This window comes from Mycobacterium sp. NAZ190054 (genome assembly GCF_001545925.1).
Lineage (GTDB): Bacteria > Actinomycetota > Actinomycetes > Mycobacteriales > Mycobacteriaceae > Mycobacterium.
In genome coordinates, this window is sequence record NZ_LMVQ01000569.1 from 1 (window position 1) to 20,410 (window position 20,410).

Here is a 20,410-nt window from a genome sequence, read left to right on the forward strand (position 1 = left end):
TGGACCCGCTGGCCGCGGTGGTCGCGAAGAAGCTCGAGTGGCTGCTGGCCGCCGAGCCGCGGGTGCACACCGAGATCCGGGCGATGCTGCGTTCGGTCGAGTCATTGGCCGCCGCGTTGCCGGACCTGCCCACGGTCTTCGGGCCGGTCCCGCGGTGGCTTGCCCAGGACGACATCGTCTCGGGCACACGATCTCTCGTACCGACGGACGGGTCGCTGCCCGCGGCACCGATGCCCGCGGCGCCGGACCCGGAACGCCTGGCCCGGTACACGGTGACCGACCCGACCACCGTCGGGAGGTGGCGCGACCTCGTGCACCGGGCCGCGGCCCTGCTGTAGAGGTCAGGCCGCCGAACCCGGGCGACCGTCGGGTCAGCTGGGAGCGGAGTGCAGACGCCGCAACGAACCGAGCACCAACCGGTCGCCGGCCAGTTCATAGCACTGGCGTTCGGACAATGACTCGACCGAACGCAGCATCGCCCGGATCTCGGTGTGCACCCGCGGCTCGGCGGCCAGCAGCACCTCGACCTTCTTCGCGACCACCGCGTCCAGCGTGTCCACGTCGTCCACCACCTCGTTGACGAGACCGATCCGGACCGCCTCGTCACCGCAGACCGGGGCCCCACTCGCCGTCAACCAGAACGCGGCGCGACGGCCGACCATGTGGGGCAGCCAGGCCAACACCAGCGCCGGCGCCAGATTGATGCGCACCTCGGGGAAACTCAACCGGGCGTCGCGCGTCGCGACGGCGACGTCGCACAGCGCGGCCAGTCCCACCCCGAACCCGGCCGCATCGCCGTGGACACGGGCCACGGTCACCAGCGGCGTCGCCGCCAGCGCGTCGTTGACGGCGATCAGGCGGCGCACCTCGTCCGGGAGGTCGTCCGGGGTCGCGGCGGTGCGCTCCCGTCCCAGGCAGAAGCTGTCCCCGGCAGCGGACAGCACCAACACGTGCACCCCGTCCGGTGGCGCGGTGAGAATCCCGGCCAGGGCGTCGCACATGGCCATCGTCATCAGGTTGCCGTCGGGGCTGTCCAGGCGCACGGTCAGCACCGCGCCGTCCCGTTCTACGTTCAGCCCGGGCACAACCGAGACATCTTGTGTGACAGTCATTTTCAGTTGAGCCTTTCCAGCGCGACGCCGCCGTACCAGTCGACGTCGTCAGGGGCCGTCCGCACCGTCACGGCGCGGACGTGGGTGAAGTCGTCGAACGATTCGGTGCCGCCTTCGCGCCCGTGCCCGCTCTCCCGCACGCCGCCCCACGGCGAGCACGGGTCGAGCCGGTGATGGTCGTTGACCCAGACGATGCCGTGCTCCAGCTTCGAGGCCACCCGGTGCGCACGGGCCACGTTGCGCGTCCAGATCGACGAGCCGAGACCGTAGGGCGAATCGTTGGCGATGGCGATCGCGTCGGCCTCGTCCTTGAAGGGAATGACCACCAGCACGGGACCGAAGATCTCCTCGCGGGCCACCCGCATCTGATTGGTGACGTTCGACAGCACGGTCGGGGCGACGAAATAACCGTCGAGACCCGGCACGTCCACGGCCACACCGCCGGTCGCCAACGTCGCGCCCTCGGACACACCGATCTCGACGTAGTTCAGGATGCGCTGCCGGGCACGTTCCGAGATGACCGGCCCGAGTTGGGTCTCGGCCTGGCTGGGATCACCGATCCGGATGCGCTCGGCCTGGGCCACCAGTCCCGCCACGAAATCGTCATACACCGTCTCCTGCACCAGGATCCGGGTGCCGGCGATGCAGGTCTGGCCGGCCCCGACGAACCCGCCGAACGCCGCGCCACGAGACGACACGTCGGCGGGCACGTCATCGAACACCAGCACCGGAGTCTTACCGCCCAGTTCGACCGTGGCCTTCGCGAACCGCGACGCCGCGGCCACCGAGATGATCCGGCCGACCTCCGTGCCGCCCGTGAACACGACCTTGTCGACCAGCGGATGCTCGGCCAGGCCCGCGCCCGCCACCGGTCCCAGACCGGGAATCACGTTCAGCACCCCGGGCGGGATCCCCGCTTCCAGGGCCAGGTCACCGATCAGCAGCGCGGTCAACGGGGTCTGCTCGGACGGCTTGAGCACCACGCTGTTCCCGGTCGCCAGTGCCGGGGCGACACTCTTGGACGCGATCATCAGCGGGTGATTGAACGACGACAGGGTGGCCACCACCCCGAGCGGGAACCGTGACGTGTAGGAGTGGTAGGGACCCGACATCGGGACCACCGAGTTGCGCCCGGCCAACAGCAGGGCGGCGTTGTACCGGTACCACTCCGGCAGCCGGGTGATCTGCGCCTTGGTCTCGGTGATCGGCCTGCCGTTGTTGTCGGTCTCCAGGCGGTACAGCTTGTCCATGTCCCTTTCCAGCAGATCACCGAATCGGTTGAGGATCCGGGAACGCTGGTGGATGGGCATTTGGGACCAGACCCCCGAGTCGAACGCGGCCCGGGCGGAGACCACCGCGTCATGCGTGTCCTCGGCGCTGGCGCTGTGGCAGCGCGCGAAGACGCGTGCCGTCGCCGGGTTGATCAGGTCGAGGATCTCGCCCCGGCCGGGCCGGCGCTCGCCGTCGATGAGCAGGCCGTGGACGTCCTGACCGTTGCGGGCGGTGTGGGGGTCGGCGACCGAGTGGGTCGCAACCGATTCACTCATTCTGCTTCTTTTTCTTTCTTTGTAGGCAGGGGGTCAGGCGCTGACAGGGGCCGTGGACTGCTGGCGGGAACTGGCTTCCAGTTCTTCGAACCGGCGCAGGATCGACGACTCCAGCACGGCGACTTCGGTGTTCGACGCCTTGCGGGGGCGGGGCAGGTCGACGGCGATGTCCTCGTGGATGGTGCCGCCCGGTGCCAGCATCAGGATCCGGTCGGACAGCTCGGCGGCCTCCTTGACGTCGTGGGTGACGAACACGACGGTCTTGCGGGTCTGCGCCCAGATCTCCTGCAGATGTTCGCGCAGACCGCGTGCGGTGATGGCGTCGAGATGGCTGAACGGCTCGTCCATCAGCAGCACGTCCGGTTCGATCGACAGCGCCCTGGCGATGCCGACACGCTGCTGCTGGCCGCCCGAGAGCTGACCGGGCCACTTCTTCTCGGCGTGACCCAGCCCCACCCGCTCAAGTGCTTCATGGACCCGCTGTTTGGCGGCCTCGTCGCGCACCTTCTGGACATACATCAGGTTGTCGAAGATCGACCGCCAGGGCAGCAGACGCGGCTCCTGGAACACGTAGGCGAGCTTGGCCGTCTGGCCGGCCCTACCGATGGTGACGGTGCCCGAGGTGGCGGATTCGATACCGGCGATGATGTTGAGCAGTGTGGTCTTACCGCAGCCGGAGGGTCCTACGAGCGAGACGAACGACTGGTCGGCGATCTCGAAGCCGATGTGGTTGATCACGGTCTGCGGCCCCGTGGGGGTGCCGAAGACTTTGACCAGATTGGTGACGGTGACGTTGGCCATTTTTGGTCTCCTTGAGTGTGGGTGAAGGTCTAGGCGGCCGCAGCAGCCGTGGGTTCGCCGGGCTTGGATTCACCGTCGCGCCAACGGAATGCGCGTCGGCTCATCCGCTCCAGCAGTACCCGGTCGGTGAGCACCATGAACGCGATGAAGAACGCGATCCAGGCCACGAATCCGGGCAACTGGTTGGCGTCATACCAGTAGCGGGCTCGGTGCCCGACGCCGTCCGCCGAGCCGAACCACTCCGACAGCAACAGACCGTTCCAGCCCGACATCACACCGAATCGAATGCCCGCCACCGCATATCCGGTGACCGCGGGCAACACCACGTGCCGCAGCCTGCGTGCCGGAGGCACGTCATAGGACTGTGACATGTCCAGCAGCGCCGGCGCCACCGACCTCGCCCCCGCCGCGACGTTGACGACGACGAACGGCACGGCCGACAGGATCACCGTGAGTATCGGTGCGGTATCGGCGAAACCGAACCACATGGCGCACAACAGAGCCCAGATGACGGCCGGTATCGCCAGCCCGACCAGGTTCACATCGCCGAACATGTCGTCGAACACCCGGAAGGACCCGATCGCGAGTCCGATGACGATGCCGAGGACGATCGAGATCAGCATCCCGATCGCGAACCTCTGCATGCTCACGGCGAAGTTGAAGAAGAACTCGCCGCGTTCGATTTCGTCAATCGCGGCCTTGACCACCGGGACGGGGCCCGGAATCCGGTCGCCGACCATACCGGCGATCTGCCACAGCAGCAGGAACAACAACGCCGCGGCGGTGGTGGCGCCGGTCGGGCCGGTCAGCCAGCCGGGTCCGCCTTTGGGGCGGGTGGTGACCGTGGCGGCACGGTCGGTCACGGGTGCGCTCATGTCAGCGGCCACCTCTCCATGCGAAGAACCGTTGTTCCAGACCGGCCAGGAACACTCGTTCGATCAACAGAATGAAGATCACGAAGAACCCCGTCCAGGCCAGTACGCCGGCAACCGAAAACTCTTGGAATGATTGGCGAATCATGAAGCCGATACCACTGCGGCCACCGAAGACCTCGGTGAGCGCCTCGACCTTCCACGCCATCGCGAACCCGTACCGCAGCGCGGCGAACAGGAACGGCATCACCGAGGGCAGGAACACCGACTTGATGACATCACCACGCCCGAGGCCGTACACCGTGCTCATGTCGACGAGCCGCCGGTCCACCTCCTCGACGCCCTGAGCGACGTTGAGCGCGACGTAGGGCAGCGCCACGAACGACACCACCACCACCGGGCCGATGGCCCCGATCCCGAAGAGGATCAGCGCGAACACGGCGTACGCCAGTCCGGGTACGTTGCCGAGCACCAGCAGCGGTTGCTGCCAGAAGTACTTCTGGTACCGGATCCGGCCCATCAGCAGGCCCAGGGGTACGCCGAACACCGTGCCGATGGCGAAACCGAGGGCGATCTTGAGGATGCTGGCACCGAACTGGACGAACGCGGTGCCGTCGGCAGCCAGATGCCACATCTCGGCACCGACCGTCCAGGGCGCGGGCAGGACGTACTCGGTGAACACCACCAGCGAGCAGAACGCCCAGATGCCCACCAGCACCGCATAACCGATGAGGTGCAGGCCCACCCGGCCGGCCGAAACCGTCAGGGCGCGGGCGGGCGCCGCCCCCTTCTCCGAGGGAGCGGCCGCCGCGTCAGTGGGTTGATTGGCGGTCACGGTCACGACTGGCCACCGGACTCAGATGGACGGAACTTCGGCTGCGCCTGGTCTTGCGCCATGAAGCCGGTCTCCTTCAGCAGCGGGAAGACCATTGCCTCGTTGTCGGCCCAGGCCTGGTCGAACCGGACGTCCCGAACGAACCAGTCGTGGTCGTCGATGTAGTTCTGCACGAAGGCAATGTCCTCGGGCGCCTCGACCGCGAAGTGCTGCGGGTAGGTCTCGATGATCTCGGCCTTGTTGGCCTCCCATTCCGAGAGACCCCGCTGCCACACGTCGAGGAAGAACTCCACCTGCTCCGGGTTCTCCTGCGCCCACTCGTTACCGGCCAGGAAGACGTTGATCATCGGCCCCTCGTGGCCCTGGACCACCAGTTCTTCATACATGTCCGACGATGCCTTGCCGTCGTAGATGACCTTGAGCTCGCCGCTGCGCAGGCCTGGCGCGGCGAACTCGGGCAGGCACAGGCAGGCTGCCACCTCGCCACGGGTCACCAGGTCAGCCTGCTGCTGGGGATCGGAGACGATGAGGTTGTAATCGCCACCGCCGGTGCGGAAGTCGACGTCGTGCATCTTCTTGGCGAAAGCACCCCACAGCAGCGTCGCCGACACCGCGGTGTAGACGGAGATGTCCTGGCCCTTGAGGTCAGCCAACGTCTGCGCCGGGTTGTCGGCGGCGGTGATGATGACGCTGCGGTCCAGGTTGTACTTGCCGATGATGACGGTGTCGCGGCCGGTCTCCTCTTCGATCACCGGGACCTCGTAGGAGGCCGAGGACACGATGTCGGCGTGACCGCCTGCGAACACGCCGAACTCGTCCCAGGTGGAGGACGCCTCGATCTTGATCCCGGATTCCTCTTCCATCTCGGCGAGGATGCCCTGGTCGGTGATGTAGTCCCACACGGGATCCGGCGCGAACGTGAACCGGATGGTTCCGCTCTCGCCACCGCTCCCGCCACCCGAATCGGGTCGAGATACACAGCCCGACATCGCAATTGCGGTGCTGGCAGCGATCAAGGTGGCGGTCAGCCGCCGTGCCAGTCCATTCACGATTGTGTTCCCTTCGTTCGACCGTCCCCCGGCTTCGTCGCCGAGGGCACGGGGTCTTGGTGATCGCGATCGTGGTAGCTGATGAGATCGTCGCCACCGGTCGCGGCCGGATGTTCCAACAGGTAAGACAGGATGTAGTCGTGGGAGGTGGCCAGGTGCTCGCGAGTGAGCCTGGCCGCCAGCGCCGGGTCGCCGTTCTCGACGGCGCTCAGGATCGCTGCGTGCTCGGCGTGCAGATGCTCGGTCTGCCCGATCACCTCCAGATGCATGTACAGGTAGCGATCGGTGAGCCGGCGTAGCTGTTCGACGAGCTCGATCATCCGGGGGCGGCCGGCCCGCTTGTAGACGGCGGCGTGGAAATCGGCGTTGGCAGCCAACCAGATCGGCGGTTCGCTGCTGGTCTCCATCACCGCCATCTGCTTGCGCATGATCAGGATGTCGGCCCTGCCGACCTTCGGGACGGCGATCTGGGTGGCCAGAGGTTCGACCGCTTCCCGAAGTTCATAGAGCTCCTGCAGCTCGGGAATCGACATTCCGATCACCACCGCGGTGGCATTCGAACTCGGGTGCATCAGCCCCTCGCCTGCGAGCATCTGCAACGCGTCGCGGACGGGGATCCGGCTCACCCCGAAGCGCTCGGCGATGCTCAGCTGCGACAGCCGCGAGCCCGGCGCGATCTGGCCGTGCAGGATCTCGGTCCGCAGTTGGGCCGCGATGCGACTGGCAGCACTTTCGTATGCCATCTGACCTCCTTGTCTACTAACGCAGCAGAATGTATACACCCAAAAACGTGTTGTCAATCACGTTCGTGCGATGTCTATGGGATGCATCACGTGGAGCGTTGCTGGAGCGCCACTTCGTGGGAAGCCAGGCTGGACGCACACCGGCAACCGATGCGCTGCTGACCGGGGCCGCTCCGTGCGCCACCGCGCGACTGCGCCGCGCCGTGGGGACCGTTACCGGCGGAGGAGAAGTTCGCAGAGCAGCCGCTCCGCGGGGTCGTCGAGATCCAGGCCCGAGATCGCCCGGATCCGCTTCAACCGGTATCGCAGTGTGGTGACATGGATGTTGAGCCGCCGGGCGGCGACGACGACGTTTCCGAACGCCGACAGGTACTGGGTCAGCGTCGCCACGAACTCCGAACCGCTGGCCCGGTCCTCTGCGCGCAGCAACTCGAGCTTCGGGTAGTCGATCCCGTTGTTCTCGACGAACTGACTCAGCTGGGCCAGCGTGATCCGTGGCAGGGCGTCGTCGAACAGCGTCACCGTCACCGCCGCGCCCGTCGACGAGGTTTGGAGCACCTGGTCGACCTGCCGGCGCGCGACGGGCACGTCCTGCAGGCTGCCCACGGTGCGGCTGATGGCGATCTGCAGACCTCGACCGAGCAGGGCCTGACCGACGTGTTCGCCCATCGCCGCAACGAAGTCCTTCCATCGCGCAGCCGAGGTCTGCCCGTCGTGGGCGAGGACGCAGTACACCGTGTGACCGAGCGTCGTCGTTGCCGCCCTCCGACGGTACGACTGGCAGTACATGCCGACGGATTCGACGATCCGATTCCGATCGAGGTTGCTGATCAACGCGTCTGGCGAGGTACGCAGGCCGAGGACGGTGTAGTGCGAGGCCGGTGAGAGTCCGTACTCCTCGGCCGCCGAAAGCGGCATGGCGCCTTCGTCCAGCAGGTGGCGCATCTGCCGGTCCTGGGTGGACCGCCGGCTGAACCCGACTTCCTGATGGCGCAACAGGAATGGCGCGGCGACCCGGGCGGCGGTGGCCATCCGCTCCCGCACGTCGGCGGGCAGCGGTGTGTCGCCTTCGGCGACCCAGAGGATGCCGAGCAGAAAGCGCTCGGCCCTGATGGAACACAGAAGACGACGCCGGGCTTCGAATGGTCCGTCGTCGACGGTGACCACCTCGTCGGTGCCCAGCAGGGTGTCGAGGAGACCGAGCGACTCCAGATGGCGCAGCCAGTCCTCGGGGATGCGGCGCCCGAGAATGGCGATGTCGCGGCCGTGGTCTACCTCGTCGGTCGAACTCGAATACGACAGCACCCGGAACTTGGCGTCCTCGATGATCACCGGGCCGCCGAGCATCTCGGCGAGAGACTCAGCCAAGCCGGCGAGGTCCTCGACGGCCACTCCCGATACCCGGATGTCGTCGGGCTGCGCATGTGCGATGAGATCGCGGATCAGATCGGCCAGCGCCAGCCAGGTCACATCGCCGCTCCGCTCGAGCAGAGCCACACCGGTGCGGGTCGCCGCCGCGCGGATCCGTGGCACGATGTCGGCCGGAAGCGGATCGGTGATCACCGCGCAGGCGCCGCGGTCCGCCGCGATTTCGATCACGTCGGTCCAGTCGCCCGGGCCGGGCCCGATCGCCAGCATCAGGTCGGCGCGCTCCCCGGAATGCCGGTCGAAGACACACAGCGACCGGACTCGTGCGCTCTCACCGGCCGGCGTCGCGACGAGCGCCAGCAGATCCTCGCCGAGTAGGCGGGGCAGCTCGTGCACCGGAATGCCCACAGTATCGCCGGTGCGGCTGACGTCGGCTGTCGTCGTGCTCTCCACGCGGCCAGCATGCCACCACCGCTTTCATCTATTCGTGCACGGGGCACGGTGATGTTGCTCCGAAATGATGATATTGCGCGGATCACAGCTTCCTAGACTTTCGGCGTCCGGGCCGCGGCATCTTGCACAACAACGACGACAGGAGTTCCAGCGTGGGAACACGGAATCGCGACACGATGCGAGGGACGGTGACGCGGGCACAGTGGTGGACGCTCATCGTCACGATGTCGGCGTGGGGGCTCGACGGCTTCGACGGCAGTTTGTTCACTCTGGTGGCGTCGCCGGCGATCACCGAGGTACTCACAGTGGACGGAATCGCGCCCGAGCAGTCCGCCGTCACGATGCACATCGGAATCGCGATCAGTCTCTACCTTTTCGGGTGGGCGATCGGGTCGATCAGCTTGGGAATCCTCGCCGACTACTTCGGCCGGGTCCGGGTGCTGATGATCGGGATCGTCACCTTCGCGATCTTCACCGTGCTGACCGCCTTCGCGACGGAGTTCTGGCAGATCGCACTGTTCAGGTTCATCGCCGGTATCGGCTCGGGGGTCGAGTACCCGGTGGGCGCCGCGCTGATCGCCGAGACCTGGAACAACCGATTCCGGGGCCGCGCCACAAGTTTGATGGCGTCCGGTTACGCCGCCGGCTACTTCCTGGCCTCGGTGGTGTTCGGCCTGATCGGTCACCTCGGGTGGCGGAACGTCATGCTGATGACCGCGGTGCCCATCGCCATCGTCATCATCATGCGGCGCTATGTCGCCGAACCGGAGGTGGCGGCCGCCGCGCGGGCGGATCGCCGGGCCCAGGACGAGGCCGCCAGAGCCGGAAAGGCCGAGCGCAGCAAATTCACCCTTGCCGAACTGTTCTCCGGTGCTCTACGCCGGACCACGTTGTTGGCCATGGCGATCTCGCTCGGCTCGCTCATCGCGTTCTGGTCGATCACCACCTGGGTCCCGCAGATGATCCGCCAGCTGTCCGTCGACTCCGGACTGGACGCCGCGTCCACCACCTCCCAGGTGGCGCTGGGTACCGCGATGCTCAACCTGGGCGGCCTGATCGGATACGCGACGTGGGGTTCGATGGCCGACGCCCTCGGCCGGAAGCGCGCGTTCATGGTCAGCATGTCGTGCATGTGGGTCGGTTCCGTGGCGCTGTTCCCCTGGGATTGGGGCTTCACCGCCTACGTTGTGGTCCTGCCGGTGATCGGCTTCGGGATGTTCGGCGCCTTCTCCGGATGCGCGGTCTGGTTCCCGGAGCTCTACGCTCCGCGGGTGCGGGCCACCGCGCTGTCGTTCACCAACGGTTTCGGCCGACTGATCACCTCCTTCGGCCCGCTGTTCGCCGGCGCCCTGGCGCTGGCCGTGTTCGGAGGCAACCTGCAGCTGGCCATCCTGACCCTGGCCACCGTCGGACTGATCGCTCTGGTGGGCATCAAGGGTCTTCCCGAGACTCGCGGAAAGATGATCTACGAAGGCAGCGAACGCGAATCGGCTGCGAACCGAGGACCCTCGCGGGTCACCGACGACACAGAAGAATCGAGGATCACCAATGGCTGACCGAACGAAGATGCTGATCGACGGTCGACGCGCCGCGGCGGCAGGCGGGCGGTGGCTGCCGGTCCGCAATCCCGCCACCGGTGAGGTCCTCACCGAGGTACCGGCCGGCGACGCCGCCGACGTCGACCTCGCGGTGACCGCCGCTCGGCACGAGTTCGACCACGGCGAGTGGTCGAAGACGACGGCGGCACAACGCGCCCGGGTCCTGAACCGGCTGGCCGATCTCATCGAGGATCGGTTGGAAGAGTTCAGCGCGCTGGAAGCGACCAACAACGGCAGGCCGATCCACGAAACCCGGGCGCAGATCGGGATCGTCCCGGAGTTCTTCCGCTACAACGCCGCCCTGGCGCTGACGCTGCGCGGGGAAACCGTGCCGGTGGGGGAGGGCTACCTCGACTACATGGAGTATGTGCCCCTGGGTGTCGCGGCCGTGATGACGCCGTACAACCATCCGATGATGATCGCCGCGCGCGGAATCGCCCCGGCCCTGGCGACCGGCAACACCGTGGTGGTCAAGCCTTCCGAGCTCACTCCGCTGACGACATTGCTACTCGCCGAACTCGCCTACGAGGCCGGCGTGCCGGGCGGTACGCTCAACGTGGTGATCGGGCTCGGCCAGGAGGCTGGTGCGGCGCTGACCAACCATCCTCTGATCAATCGGATCGAGTTCACCGGCGGCACCGAGACCGGACGGGCAGTGGCGGCGGCCGCGGGACGCAACTTCGGCAAGGTGACCGCCGAACTGGGCGGCAAGACACCGGTGTTGATCTTCGACGACGCAACGCTCGACGACGCCGTGGCCGGCGCGGCGTTCGCCGGCTTCATCGCCGCCGGACAATCATGTGTGGCCGGTGCCCGGGTGATCGTGCACGAGTCCCTCGCCGCCGACTTCACTGCCCGCCTGGTCGACGTCGCCACCTCCATCCGGTTGGGTGACCCACTCGACCCGTCGACACAGATGGGACCGGTCATCTCCGCCGCCGCCCGTGACCGTACCCTGCGATATGCCAACGGCGCCGCCGACGAAGGTGCCAAGATCCTGGCCGGCGGGCAGGCGCCACGGCTCGGCGGCGCGCTCGACGGCGGCTACTTCGTCGAACCGACGGTCATCGGTGATGTGACGGAGGAGATGACGGTGGCCCGTGAGGAGGTGTTCGGGCCGCTGGTCTCGATCGAGACCTTCGTCGACGATGACGACGCCGTCCGGAAGGCCAACGCCTCACAGTTCGGGCTGGGAGCAGCGGTGTGGAGCCGCGACATCGGCCGCGCCCACCGCGCCGCACAGAGCATCCGGGCCGGGATGACCTGGATCAACGACCACCATCGGCTGTCCCCGGCCATGCCGTGGGGCGGGTTCAAGGACTCCGGGATCGGCAAGCAGGCCGGGACCGAATCGTTCTTCGGTTTCCTCGAGAAGAAGAACGTCATCGTCCGGATCGCCGACGGCGCACCGGCGTGGTTCACCAGCGGCGACACCTCGCGACTGAATTAGGGCAACCCGGCGGCGCAGCCCGCGCCGCGCTGAGAGAAAGTGACCATGACCCACTGGAATACCGCGTCGGCGTTGGCAGCCGGCCACATCGACATCCACGCGCACCTGTTGCCGGAAGACTGCTATGCCATCCCGACCGCGACCGGGGTCACCCACCTGACCGACCGCGACGGCGAGTTGTACCTGGGTGAGTTCTCCATCGCGGTCACCCGTGAGCAGATCTCCGGGGTGCCCCGGATCCTGGCCGACATGGACGCCGAGGAGATCGCCGTGCGGGTGGTGTCGGCGCCGCCCTACGCGTTCGCCGTCACCGCAGAGCCGGAAGCGGCCGCCGACTACGCCGGCCGTTTCAACGACGGCCTGATCCGGATGTGCGAGAACCACCCGGACCGCCTGGTGCCGATCGGGGTGCTGCCGGTGCAGGACCGCAACGCCACCGCCGCCGAGGTGAAACGCCTTGTGGCGGCCGGTGTTCGCGGCGTCGCGGTGCCCGCGGTCGTGGGCACCGTCACGCTCGGTGACGCCGGGTTGAGCCACGTGGTGGACAGCTGTGCCGATGCGGGGCTCGCGGTGTTGGTACACCCGATGCAACAACCGCGGCCGGGATTCAACGCGCATTATCTGCAGAATCTGATCGGCAACCCGGTGGAGTCCGCCACTGCGATCGCCTCGCTGCTGCTCGGCGGAACCTTCGACCGCAAACCGCAACTGCGGATCGCCTTCGTGCACGGCGCGGGGGTGGCGCCGGCGCTGCTGGGCCGTTGGAACCACGGCTGGCGCATGCGTGGCGACATCTCGTGCGACAGCCACCGGCCGCCCAGCGAGGTGTTCCGCAGCCACGTCTACGCCGATTCGCTGTCACATTCGGTCGAGGCCGGTGCATTGCTCCGCCAGGTCGTGGATCCGAGCCGTATCACGCTCGGCTCCGACTATCCGTTCGACATGGCCGATCCTCACCCGGTGCGATCGGCCAGGGCTCTCGGCTTGGATCAAGAAGTGCTGCGGGACAACGCCTTACGGTGGCTTGACCTGACCTGACCGCCGCAGGCCGGGCTCAGCCCGGCCGGTGGTGCGAACCCCGGGAGACGACGCTGGGTTCGAGGACGGCCTCCCGGTACGGCGCGTCCGGCGCGGTGATGCGGTCGACGACAAGGTCTGCCGCGGTCTGTGCCATCTGCGTCAGGTCACACCGAATCGTGGTCAGATCGATCAGTTCCCATGAGGCCTGGTCGATATCGTCGAACCCGATGATGGACAGGTCCCGGCCGACATGGCGGCCGCGTGCGCGCGCGGCGTTGAGCGCCCCCAACGCGATCACGTCGTTGCCGCAGAAGATCGCGGTCGGCGGGGTGGGCGACTCCAGCAGCAGTGAGGTGCACCGGTAGCCGGTGTCATAGCTGAACGGGCCGCGGTGGATGAGCCCGTCTGGCATGGCGACCGCGCGGTCACCGAGACCGATGCGAAATCCGAATTCCCGATCGCGACCGGTGCTGGTGTCGGCCGGCCCGAAGATGGCGGCGATGTCGCGGTGCCCGAGATCGGTGAGGAACTCGGCGGCCAGCCGGCCACCGGCGATGTTGTCGACGACGCTCCGGTCGCATTCCACCCCGTCCACCGAGCGGTTGACGAGGACGAACGGGATGTTGCGGACGCGCAGACCGGCCGGCAATTGCGAGCCCAGGTGGGCCGTGGCGATGATGACGCCGTCGACGACGCCATGCGGCAGACTTTCGACCGCACCGGCGGCGTCGTCGGACTCGGTCAACAGGATGGTGCGGTAGCCGCGTTGCGCCAACCGGGCGCGCATGGGCTCGACCAGCGCAGGGTAGAACGGGTTGGTCAGCTCTGCGGTGAACACGCCGATCGATCTGGCTTGCCGGGTCGACAGCGTGCGGCCCGCTTCACTGGGAACGTAGGACAGGGTGCGGGCCGCCTCCCGCACCCGGGCGACCGTCTCCGGGGCGATGCCCGGCACGCCGCGCAGAGCCCGCGACACCGTCGACTGTGAGACGCCGGCGAGCTTGGCGACATCGTGACTGGTGAATGCCAAAGGTTTCCTGACTACGTATGTGGCTCGGTGTCCGGAGTCTAGCCAATCGACCTGAAACATGCGGATAACAGTTGGATATTGACCTTGCATACGTATGCGAATACGGTTTCAGTCACGCCCGAGGAAAGGAACTGATCGATGCCCGACATGCTCAAGAGTGCAACAGCGACCGCGGCCGGAACCGCCCGCAACTCCGACGTGGCCGCCACCGTCGCCGACGTGATCGCCGACATCCGCCGCCGAGGTGACGACGCGGTGCGCGATTACTCGATGAAATTCGACAACTGGAGCCCGGACAGCTTCAAGCTCAGCGACGAGGATGTCGAGTCCATCGTCGCCACCGTGCCCCGGCAGACGATCGAGGACATCAAGTTGGCTCAGCACAACGTGCGGGTGTTCGCCGAACACCAGCTGGCCTCGCTGCACGATTTCGAGGTCGAGACCCAGCCCGGGGTGTTCCTCGGCCAGCGCAACATCCCGGTGTCGGCGGCCGGCGCCTACATCCCGGGTGGCCGCTATCCGCTTGTCGCCTCGGCGCACATGACGATCGTCACCGCCAAGGTGGCCGGCGTGGAGCGCGTGACTGCCTGCACGCCACCCATCCGCGGTGAGATCCCGGCCGCCACCGTGGCCGCGATGAGCTTGGCGGGTGCCGACGAGATCTATCTGCTCGGCGGTGTTCAGGCGGTGGCGGCGATGGCGCTGGGCACCGAATCCATCGGCAAGGTCGACCTGTTGGCCGGCCCCGGCAACGCCTACGTCGCCGAAGCCAAACGGCAACTGTTCGGTGAGGTCGGCATCGACCTGTTCGCCGGCCCCACCGAAACGCTGATCGTCGCCGACGACACCGCCGACCCGTTCATCGTCGCCGTCGACCTGTTGTCGCAAGCCGAGCACGGCCCCGATTCGCCGGCCGTTCTGATCACCACTTCGAAGTCCCTGGGCGAGAAGGTCCTCGAACTGGTCGAGGCGATCCTGCCCACCATGTCGACCCGCGACTATGCCGAAGCCGCCTGGCGCGACCACGGGCAGGTCATCGTCGTCGACGACCTGGCGGAGGCTTACCGCGTCGCCGACGATTTCGCCAGCGAGCACGTTCAGATCCTGACCGCCGCGCCGCGCGACGCGTTGTCGGCGATGCGGAACTACGGCGCGCTGTTCCTCGGTGAAGGCACCGGTGTTTCGTACGGGGACAAGGTGATCGGCACCAATCACACGCTGCCGACCCGCGGTGCGGCGCGGTATACCGGCGGGCTGTGGGTCGGCAAATACCTCAAGACGGTGACCTACCAGGAGGTCACCGACCGCGCCGCGAGCGCCGCGTTGGGTGAGGTGCTCGGACGGGCCGCCCGGGTGGAACTGTTCGAGGGGCACGCCCGCTCCGGTGACGTCCGAGTGTCCAAGTACCGGAACGAGCCGCTGGCCTGGGCGCCTCACGGCACCCCGGAGTGGACCTGAGCCGATGCCAGAAGGTGATGGGCGCTGCGCTTTCGCCGATCTGCGCAACAGAAGGCGTAGAAATCCTTTCCGACGAGGAACCGGCCCCCTGATGGTCCCCGTAGATTTCGGGCGACCGCACGAGACACGGAGTTGACCATGACCACAAGCAAGGCGCCCATCACCTTCGAGCTGTTCCACGAGCTGTACGAGTCCTGCAACAACTGGGGACGTTGGGGCAGCGAAGATCAAAGGGGGACACTGAACTTCATCACGCCCGACATCCTGCAGCACGCCGCGTCGCTGGTGCGGACCGGTAAGGCGATCTCCCTACAGCTGCCGCTCGACGGGAACGGTCCCCAGACCGGCGCGTTCGGCCGGGTCAACCCCGTCCACCAGATGGCGGCCACCGGCACCGACCACCTGGCCGGCACCCAGACCTACAGCGCCGACCCGCTGGGTTGGGGATTCGCCGACGACAGCTTGTTCCTGTTCCTGCAGGGCGGAACGCAGTGGGACGCGCTCGGGCACATCTTCCGGGACGGCAAGATGTTCAACGGCTTCAGCGCCGGCGAAGTGACCTCGTCGGGCGCCAAGCGGGGCGGTGTCGAGCACATGCCGACGATCGTGTCCCGTGGTGTGCTGCTGGACATTCCGCGGGTCAAGGGCCGGACGCATCTGGAACCGGGTGAGGCGATCTACCCGGAGGACCTCGACGAGGCGTGCGAGTTCCACGGTGTCTCGGTGGGGCGCGGCGACATCGTGCTGATCCGCACCGGCGACATGGCGGCGCGGCGCGGTCTCCCGAACTGGGGCGGCTACTCGGCAGGCGACGCCCCCGGTCTGTCGCTGTCGGTCGCGAAGTGGCTCTACGACAAGGAGGTCGCGGGCATCGCCACCGACACCTGGGGCGCCGAGGTCCGGCCCAACGAACTGGAGGGCACCTTCCAGCCGCTGCACCTGGTGATGATCGTGTCCATGGGTCTGCTCGTGGGCGAGATCTGGTACCTCGACGCGCTGGCCGACGATTGCGCCGCCGACGGGCAGTACGAGTTCATGCTGGTCGGCCCGCCGTTGGTGATCCCGGGTGCGGTCGGCTCGCCGCTGAATCCGCAGGCGATCAAGTGACCGCGGGGGCGGTCGACGCCCTCGTCGGTGGCGCGTCCCTGACCGGGAAGCACGCGTGGGTCACCGGCGCCGGGTCGGGGATCGGCCGCGCCTCGGCGGTGGCGCTGTCCCGGCTCGGCGCCACCGTTCACCTGGTGGGCCGCACACCGGAGTCGCTGCACGAAACAGCCCGGCTGGCAGCCGATCACGGTGGCGTCGCGGAGGTCCACGACGGTGATGTCACCGACCCCTCCTTCGTCTCGTCGGTGATGGCGGGACAGCGCGTCGACGTGCTGGTGAACAGCGCGGGACGCAACATCCCCCAGCGCCTGGAGGAGATCACGCCGCAGACGTACGCCGCGGTGATGGCGGTGAACGTCGAGGCCGCGCTGTTCGTGACACAGCAGGCGGTCGCCCGCATGCGTGAGCACGGCGACGGCGGCTCGATCGTGTCGATCAGTTCGCAGATGGGCCACGTCGGGGGACCGCAGCGCACGCTGTACTGCTCGTCGAAATGGGCGCTGGAGGGCATGACCAGGGCGCTCGCGCTGGAACTGGCCGGCGAGGGGATCCGGGTGAACACCGTCGCCCCGACGTTCATCGAGACGGCGCTGACCGCCCGCGGTCTGGCCGAGCCCGAGTTCCGCGACTGGGTGCTGGGGGAGATCCCGCTGCGCAGGCTCGGCACGGTCGACGAGGTCGCGGCCGCCGTCGCCTACCTGGCCAGCCCGGCGTCGTCATTGACGACCGGCAGCTCGCTGCTCGTCGACGGCGGTTGGACCGCGCACTGACGCCGTCGGGTCACCGACCCGGACCGGCTCAGTCCTGCTTGCTGATCAGACGGGTCAGCGCCTCCCGGTCGGGGGCCAGCAGCTCGTCGATCCGCGGCTGGTTCACGTCGGCGACGATGATCTCGCCGACCTCCTGGTAGACATCGCTGAAGATGCCGTGCGACTTCATCTTCTCGGTCTGGTAGATGTTGTCCTCGGTCGGCGTCACGTAGTAGACGATCTCGGCCTTGAACCGGTGGATCAGCCACAGGTGGATCAGATCCATCAACCGCTTCTTCCGCAGGTGCTCGGCGAAGGTGTTCTGGTCGCGGACCGTGAGGATGCTGCGGCCGTGCCGGTCCTTGATCGGGTCGACGACGACGTTGGCCAGCGGGTCCGTGCCGTCCTCGTACCCGTCGCTGAGTATCTGCAGATCCAGCACATCCGAACCGGCGCGCCGCGGCCGCAACTGCACATGCAGCCGTTCCGGCAGCTGGTAGTGCCGGCTCCACAGCGCCAGCCACTCCTCCAGCAGCTTCTTCGGCACCTCGGTCTGCACCAGATGCTGGTGCTGGGTCGAACCCTTGCCCATCGCCTTGGTGGTCGCGGTACGGCCCGACGACGCCGCCAGCGCGGCGTCGCTGCGCGGCCCACCGACCAGCGTTTGCGGTGTGCGATAAGGGGATTCGACGAGCCGCATCTTGCGCTGCAGCCTGGCCAGCGCGAGCATGCCCTCCTGGCGAAGCGACGTCGCGAACTCCTCGGAGGCCACACCGTCGACCTGATGGCCGCCGTAGGTGATGAAGTTGAAGACGAACCCCATCTTGCCGATCTCCTCGGGGAACGCCCGCATCTCCTCGTCGGTCATCCCGGTGGTGTCCCAGTTGAACGACGGCGACAGGTTGTAGGCCAGCATCTTGTCCGGGTAGACGGCGTGGATCGCGTCGGCGAACTGTTTGGCGTCGGCCAGGTCGGCGGTCTTGGTCTCCATCCACAGGATGTCGGCGAACGGTGCGGCGGCCAGGGATTTCGCGATGGCGTACGGGATGCCGCCGCGGATCTGGTAGTAACCCTCGGGCGTCTTGACCCGCTCGCAGTCCCAGGCCACGTCGGCGCCGAGCTCCTTGGCCTTCTGCCTGGCCGTGTACAGCGGCGCCCGCTCGGCGAACGTCCGCCACTCGGCGACGCTCATCGCCGACGGTTCACCTTCGCGCTCCCGGAACTCCAGCAGTTCGGCGACCGCCTCGCCGTAGGTGTTCAGGCCCGCGTCGTCCTGCCACGCATCGACGAACCGTGACTCCACCGTGTCGAAGGCCGCGTCGATCGACGCCTCGGTGCCGTCCTGCCAGCCGGTCGCGGTCTCGTCGATGAGAGTGAGCAGTCCCTGCCGATCCAGCCACGCCTCCGCGGTGGCGTACTCACCCTCGGGCAACGCGTACAGCAGGTGCCCGTTGAGTTCGGTGACCCCCTTGTCGTAGAACCGGCGCATCATGGCCAGGTAGCACGACTTGTACGACGGGATCTTCAGGTTGGTGGCGCCGAGCAGGAAGGGCTGGTCGCGTTCGTCGGCGCGGCTGTCGATCAGGTTGGCCGCCTCGGCGTCGGTGCGGGCGACGATGATGCCGGGCACTCGCATGATGTCGAGCTGGAACCGCGCCGCGTTGAGCCGCTTGATCTGTTCGTCGGACGGCACCAGCACCTTGCCGCCCTGGTGACCGCACTTCTTGGTCCCGGGACGCTGGTCTTCGATGTGGTAGCCGGGGACGCCGGCCTCGACGAAACGCCGGATCAGGTTGCGCACGTGCGGGTCCCCACCGTGGCCGGTGTCGGCGTCGGCGATGATGAACGGCCGGTAGTCGTATTCGGGGGCTGCTGCCCGTTGTTCGGGGTCCATCTGCAGGCGCAGGTACTGCTGGTTGCGGTCGGCGGTCAGCAGCGCGCGCACGATGCCGGCGGCCTCCTCGGGCACCTGGCTGAGCGGATAGCTGGCCAGATCCGGGCCGGGATCCTCGGAGATGGACCCCTTGGCCGAGGTCGCCCACCCGCCGAGGTAGATGCCCTCGATGCCCATCCGTTTCATCACCACGGCCTGACCGGGGGAATAGGGGCCGAAGGTCGTGATGCTCCTGCCGTTGGCGAACAGTTCGCGCAGGTGCGGGTAGAAAGCGGTGGCCGCCTCACGGGCGGTCGGATAGTCGGCCGGGATGGTGCCGCGCTGTTCGGCGACCTGGCGCGCCGTGTACAGCCGGATGATCCCGTCGAACCGCGGGCTGTCGAAGTAACGCTGCGTCTCGGCGACATCGCGCTCGAACGGCGTCTCGGGCTGGAGGTCAGCTTCGATGATGGCCATGACTCACCCTACGGCGCGGGCCGCACGGGTGGGCGCTCCTGGCGTCATTTGGTGCCGAAGATCCGGTCGGCGACATCGCCGAGGCCCGGCAGGATGTAGCCGTTCCCGTCGAGCTCGCGGTCGACGGCCGCGGTGTAGATCGGCACATCCGGATGCGCGCCGGTCAGCGCGGCGATGCCCTCGGGACAGGTCAGCAGGCACATGAATTTGATCGACTTCGGGTGGTGCTCGCGAAGCCGGTCCACGGCGGCGACCGCGGAGTTCCCGGTGGCCAGCAGCGGGTCGAGCACGATCACGTCGCGCTCCTGCAGGTCTGCCGGCATCTTGAAGTAGTACTCCACGGCGACAAGGGTTTTCGGGTCACGGTAGAGGCCGATGTGACCCACCCGGGCGGACGGCACCACCTCTAGCAGCCCGTCGAGAATGCCGGTGCCGGCCCGCAGCACCGACACGAACACCAGCTTCTTGCCGTCGACCACGTTGCCGGTGGTGGTTTCCATCGGTGTCTGCACCTCGACCTCGTGCAGTGCGAGGTCGCGCAGCACCTCGTAGGCCATCAACGCCGACACCTCGTGCGCCAGCCGGCGGAAGCTGTTGGTCGACAGATCCTTCCGCCGCATCAGGGTGATCTTGTGCTGCACCAGGGGATGGTCGACGACGTGCACCCCGCCCATCAGAACACCGTCCCGTCACTGGTCACCGACAACGGCGGCAGCCCGCCGCGCAGCCGCTGCGCCGACGCGCGGCCACTGTTCCGGACAACAGGGGCGCACCGTTTCCCGCCGGCTGCCACGCAACGCCTGAGAACTTGTCGGCGCCGCTGCGGGCGAACTGGCGCCCTAGCGGATGCTGTTCCTCTGCAAGGATA

At 67.5% G+C, this 20,410-nt stretch carries 17 protein-coding genes and 1 pseudogene; 7 read left to right on the plus strand and 11 right to left on the minus strand.

What is annotated here, in order from left to right:
- Window positions 1-338 (plus strand): annotated as a pseudogene (locus tag ASJ79_RS33520) (hypothetical protein); the annotation flags it as partial.
- Window positions 339-371: 33 nt separating this feature from the next.
- Here the strand turns inward: ASJ79_RS33520 and ASJ79_RS28215 are convergent.
- The 8 genes from ASJ79_RS28215 to ASJ79_RS28250 form a co-directional block, all read right to left on the minus strand.
- Window positions 372-1,112 carry an enoyl-CoA hydratase/isomerase family protein gene (locus tag ASJ79_RS28215; protein ID WP_082754117.1) on the minus strand — a complete coding sequence of 247 codons (741 nt, stop codon included), beginning with the start codon at window positions 1,110-1,112 and terminating at the stop codon, window positions 372-374.
- Between the two features lie 2 nt (window positions 1,113-1,114).
- A complete protein-coding gene (locus tag ASJ79_RS28220; RefSeq protein ID WP_197420413.1) occupies window positions 1,115-2,659 on the minus strand; it encodes an aldehyde dehydrogenase in 1,545 nt (514 codons plus the stop codon).
- 33 nt (window positions 2,660-2,692) lie between these two features.
- Window positions 2,693-3,460, minus strand: a complete 768-nt coding sequence (locus ASJ79_RS28225; RefSeq protein WP_067962464.1) for an ABC transporter ATP-binding protein — start codon at window positions 3,458-3,460, stop codon at window positions 2,693-2,695.
- A gap of 29 nt (window positions 3,461-3,489) precedes the next feature.
- A complete protein-coding gene (locus ASJ79_RS28230) occupies window positions 3,490-4,335 on the minus strand; it encodes an ABC transporter permease (RefSeq protein WP_082754118.1) in 846 nt (281 codons plus the stop codon).
- Between the two features lies 1 nt (window position 4,336).
- On the minus strand, window positions 4,337-5,173 hold the full coding sequence (locus tag ASJ79_RS28235; protein ID WP_067962467.1) for an ABC transporter permease: 837 nt from the start codon (window positions 5,171-5,173) through the stop codon (window positions 4,337-4,339).
- Window positions 5,170-6,216 (minus strand): ABC transporter substrate-binding protein, encoded by a 1,047-nt coding sequence (locus ASJ79_RS28240; RefSeq protein ID WP_067962470.1) that lies wholly within the window; start codon window positions 6,214-6,216, stop codon window positions 5,170-5,172. Before ASJ79_RS28240 ends, ASJ79_RS28235 begins: the two co-directional genes overlap by 4 nt.
- The gene (locus ASJ79_RS28245) at window positions 6,213-6,959 is read right to left on the minus strand and encodes a GntR family transcriptional regulator (RefSeq protein ID WP_067962473.1); all 747 of its coding nucleotides are present in this window, start codon (window positions 6,957-6,959) and stop codon (window positions 6,213-6,215) included. The genes ASJ79_RS28240 and ASJ79_RS28245 overlap by 4 nt, the downstream gene beginning before the upstream one ends.
- 213 nt (window positions 6,960-7,172) lie before the next feature.
- Window positions 7,173-8,780, minus strand: a complete 1,608-nt coding sequence (locus tag ASJ79_RS28250; protein ID WP_156448679.1) for a CdaR family transcriptional regulator — start codon at window positions 8,778-8,780, stop codon at window positions 7,173-7,175.
- 152 nt (window positions 8,781-8,932) lie between these two features.
- Between ASJ79_RS28250 and ASJ79_RS28255 the strand changes: the two genes are divergently transcribed.
- Genes ASJ79_RS28255 through ASJ79_RS28265 form a run of 3 tightly spaced genes read left to right on the plus strand, consistent with a single transcriptional unit; the run spans window position 8,933 to window position 12,866 of the window.
- On the plus strand, window positions 8,933-10,336 hold the full coding sequence (locus ASJ79_RS28255; protein ID WP_082754119.1) for an MFS transporter: 1,404 nt from the start codon (window positions 8,933-8,935) through the stop codon (window positions 10,334-10,336).
- Window positions 10,329-11,828 (plus strand): aldehyde dehydrogenase family protein, encoded by a 1,500-nt coding sequence (locus ASJ79_RS28260; protein WP_067962481.1) that lies wholly within the window; start codon window positions 10,329-10,331, stop codon window positions 11,826-11,828. The genes ASJ79_RS28255 and ASJ79_RS28260 overlap by 8 nt, the downstream gene beginning before the upstream one ends.
- Before the next feature lie 45 nt (window positions 11,829-11,873).
- Window positions 11,874-12,866 carry an amidohydrolase family protein gene (locus ASJ79_RS28265; RefSeq protein WP_067962483.1) on the plus strand — a complete coding sequence of 331 codons (993 nt, stop codon included), beginning with the start codon at window positions 11,874-11,876 and terminating at the stop codon, window positions 12,864-12,866.
- A gap of 16 nt (window positions 12,867-12,882) precedes the next feature.
- Here ASJ79_RS28265 and ASJ79_RS28270 read toward each other — a convergent pair whose 3' ends face one another.
- The gene (locus ASJ79_RS28270; protein WP_067962485.1) at window positions 12,883-13,878 is read right to left on the minus strand and encodes a LacI family DNA-binding transcriptional regulator; all 996 of its coding nucleotides are present in this window, start codon (window positions 13,876-13,878) and stop codon (window positions 12,883-12,885) included.
- A 138-nt stretch (window positions 13,879-14,016) separates the two neighbouring features.
- Here ASJ79_RS28270 and hisD point away from each other — a divergent pair, with 138 nt between their 5' ends.
- The 3 genes from hisD to ASJ79_RS28285 all read left to right on the plus strand — a co-directional run bounded on the left by hisD (window position 14,017) and on the right by ASJ79_RS28285 (window position 17,213).
- Window positions 14,017-15,336: a histidinol dehydrogenase gene (gene hisD / locus ASJ79_RS28275; RefSeq protein ID WP_067962487.1), complete on the plus strand. Its 1,320-nt coding sequence runs from the start codon at window positions 14,017-14,019 to the stop codon at window positions 15,334-15,336.
- Between the two features lie 138 nt (window positions 15,337-15,474).
- The gene (locus ASJ79_RS28280) at window positions 15,475-16,443 is read left to right on the plus strand and encodes a cyclase family protein (protein WP_067962490.1); all 969 of its coding nucleotides are present in this window, start codon (window positions 15,475-15,477) and stop codon (window positions 16,441-16,443) included.
- On the plus strand, window positions 16,440-17,213 hold the full coding sequence (locus ASJ79_RS28285) for an SDR family NAD(P)-dependent oxidoreductase (RefSeq protein WP_197420414.1): 774 nt from the start codon (window positions 16,440-16,442) through the stop codon (window positions 17,211-17,213). The genes ASJ79_RS28280 and ASJ79_RS28285 overlap by 4 nt, the downstream gene beginning before the upstream one ends.
- A 28-nt stretch (window positions 17,214-17,241) precedes the next feature.
- On the opposite strand, the gene aceA is transcribed toward ASJ79_RS28285, so the two are convergent.
- Window positions 17,242-19,542, minus strand: coding sequence for an isocitrate lyase ICL2 (aceA, locus tag ASJ79_RS28290; RefSeq protein WP_067962493.1), 2,301 nt, complete (start codon window positions 19,540-19,542; stop codon window positions 17,242-17,244).
- A gap of 44 nt (window positions 19,543-19,586) precedes the next feature.
- The gene (gene upp / locus ASJ79_RS28295) at window positions 19,587-20,216 is read right to left on the minus strand and encodes a uracil phosphoribosyltransferase (RefSeq protein ID WP_067962495.1); all 630 of its coding nucleotides are present in this window, start codon (window positions 20,214-20,216) and stop codon (window positions 19,587-19,589) included.
- Window positions 20,217-20,410: the final 194 nt, after the last annotated feature.

Coding starts and splice junctions, on each gene's coding strand:
- ASJ79_RS28225 (WP_067962464.1), bottom strand. CDS start 3,460: ATGGCCAACGTCACCGTCACCAATCTGGTCAAAGTCTTCGGCACCCCC.
- upp (WP_067962495.1), bottom strand. CDS start 20,216: ATGGGCGGGGTGCACGTCGTCGACCATCCCCTGGTGCAGCACAAGATC.
- ASJ79_RS28215 (WP_082754117.1), bottom strand. CDS start 1,112: ATGACTGTCACACAAGATGTCTCGGTTGTGCCCGGGCTGAACGTAGAA.
- ASJ79_RS28260 (WP_067962481.1), top strand. CDS start 10,329: ATGGCTGACCGAACGAAGATGCTGATCGACGGTCGACGCGCCGCGGCG.
- ASJ79_RS28280 (WP_067962490.1), top strand. CDS start 15,475: ATGACCACAAGCAAGGCGCCCATCACCTTCGAGCTGTTCCACGAGCTG.
- ASJ79_RS28230 (WP_082754118.1), bottom strand. CDS start 4,335: ATGAGCGCACCCGTGACCGACCGTGCCGCCACGGTCACCACCCGCCCC.
- ASJ79_RS28220 (WP_197420413.1), bottom strand. CDS start 2,659: ATGAGTGAATCGGTTGCGACCCACTCGGTCGCCGACCCCCACACCGCC.
- aceA (WP_067962493.1), bottom strand. CDS start 19,542: ATGGCCATCATCGAAGCTGACCTCCAGCCCGAGACGCCGTTCGAGCGC.
- ASJ79_RS28265 (WP_067962483.1), top strand. CDS start 11,874: ATGACCCACTGGAATACCGCGTCGGCGTTGGCAGCCGGCCACATCGAC.
- hisD (WP_067962487.1), top strand. CDS start 14,017: ATGCCCGACATGCTCAAGAGTGCAACAGCGACCGCGGCCGGAACCGCC.
- ASJ79_RS28245 (WP_067962473.1), bottom strand. CDS start 6,959: ATGGCATACGAAAGTGCTGCCAGTCGCATCGCGGCCCAACTGCGGACC.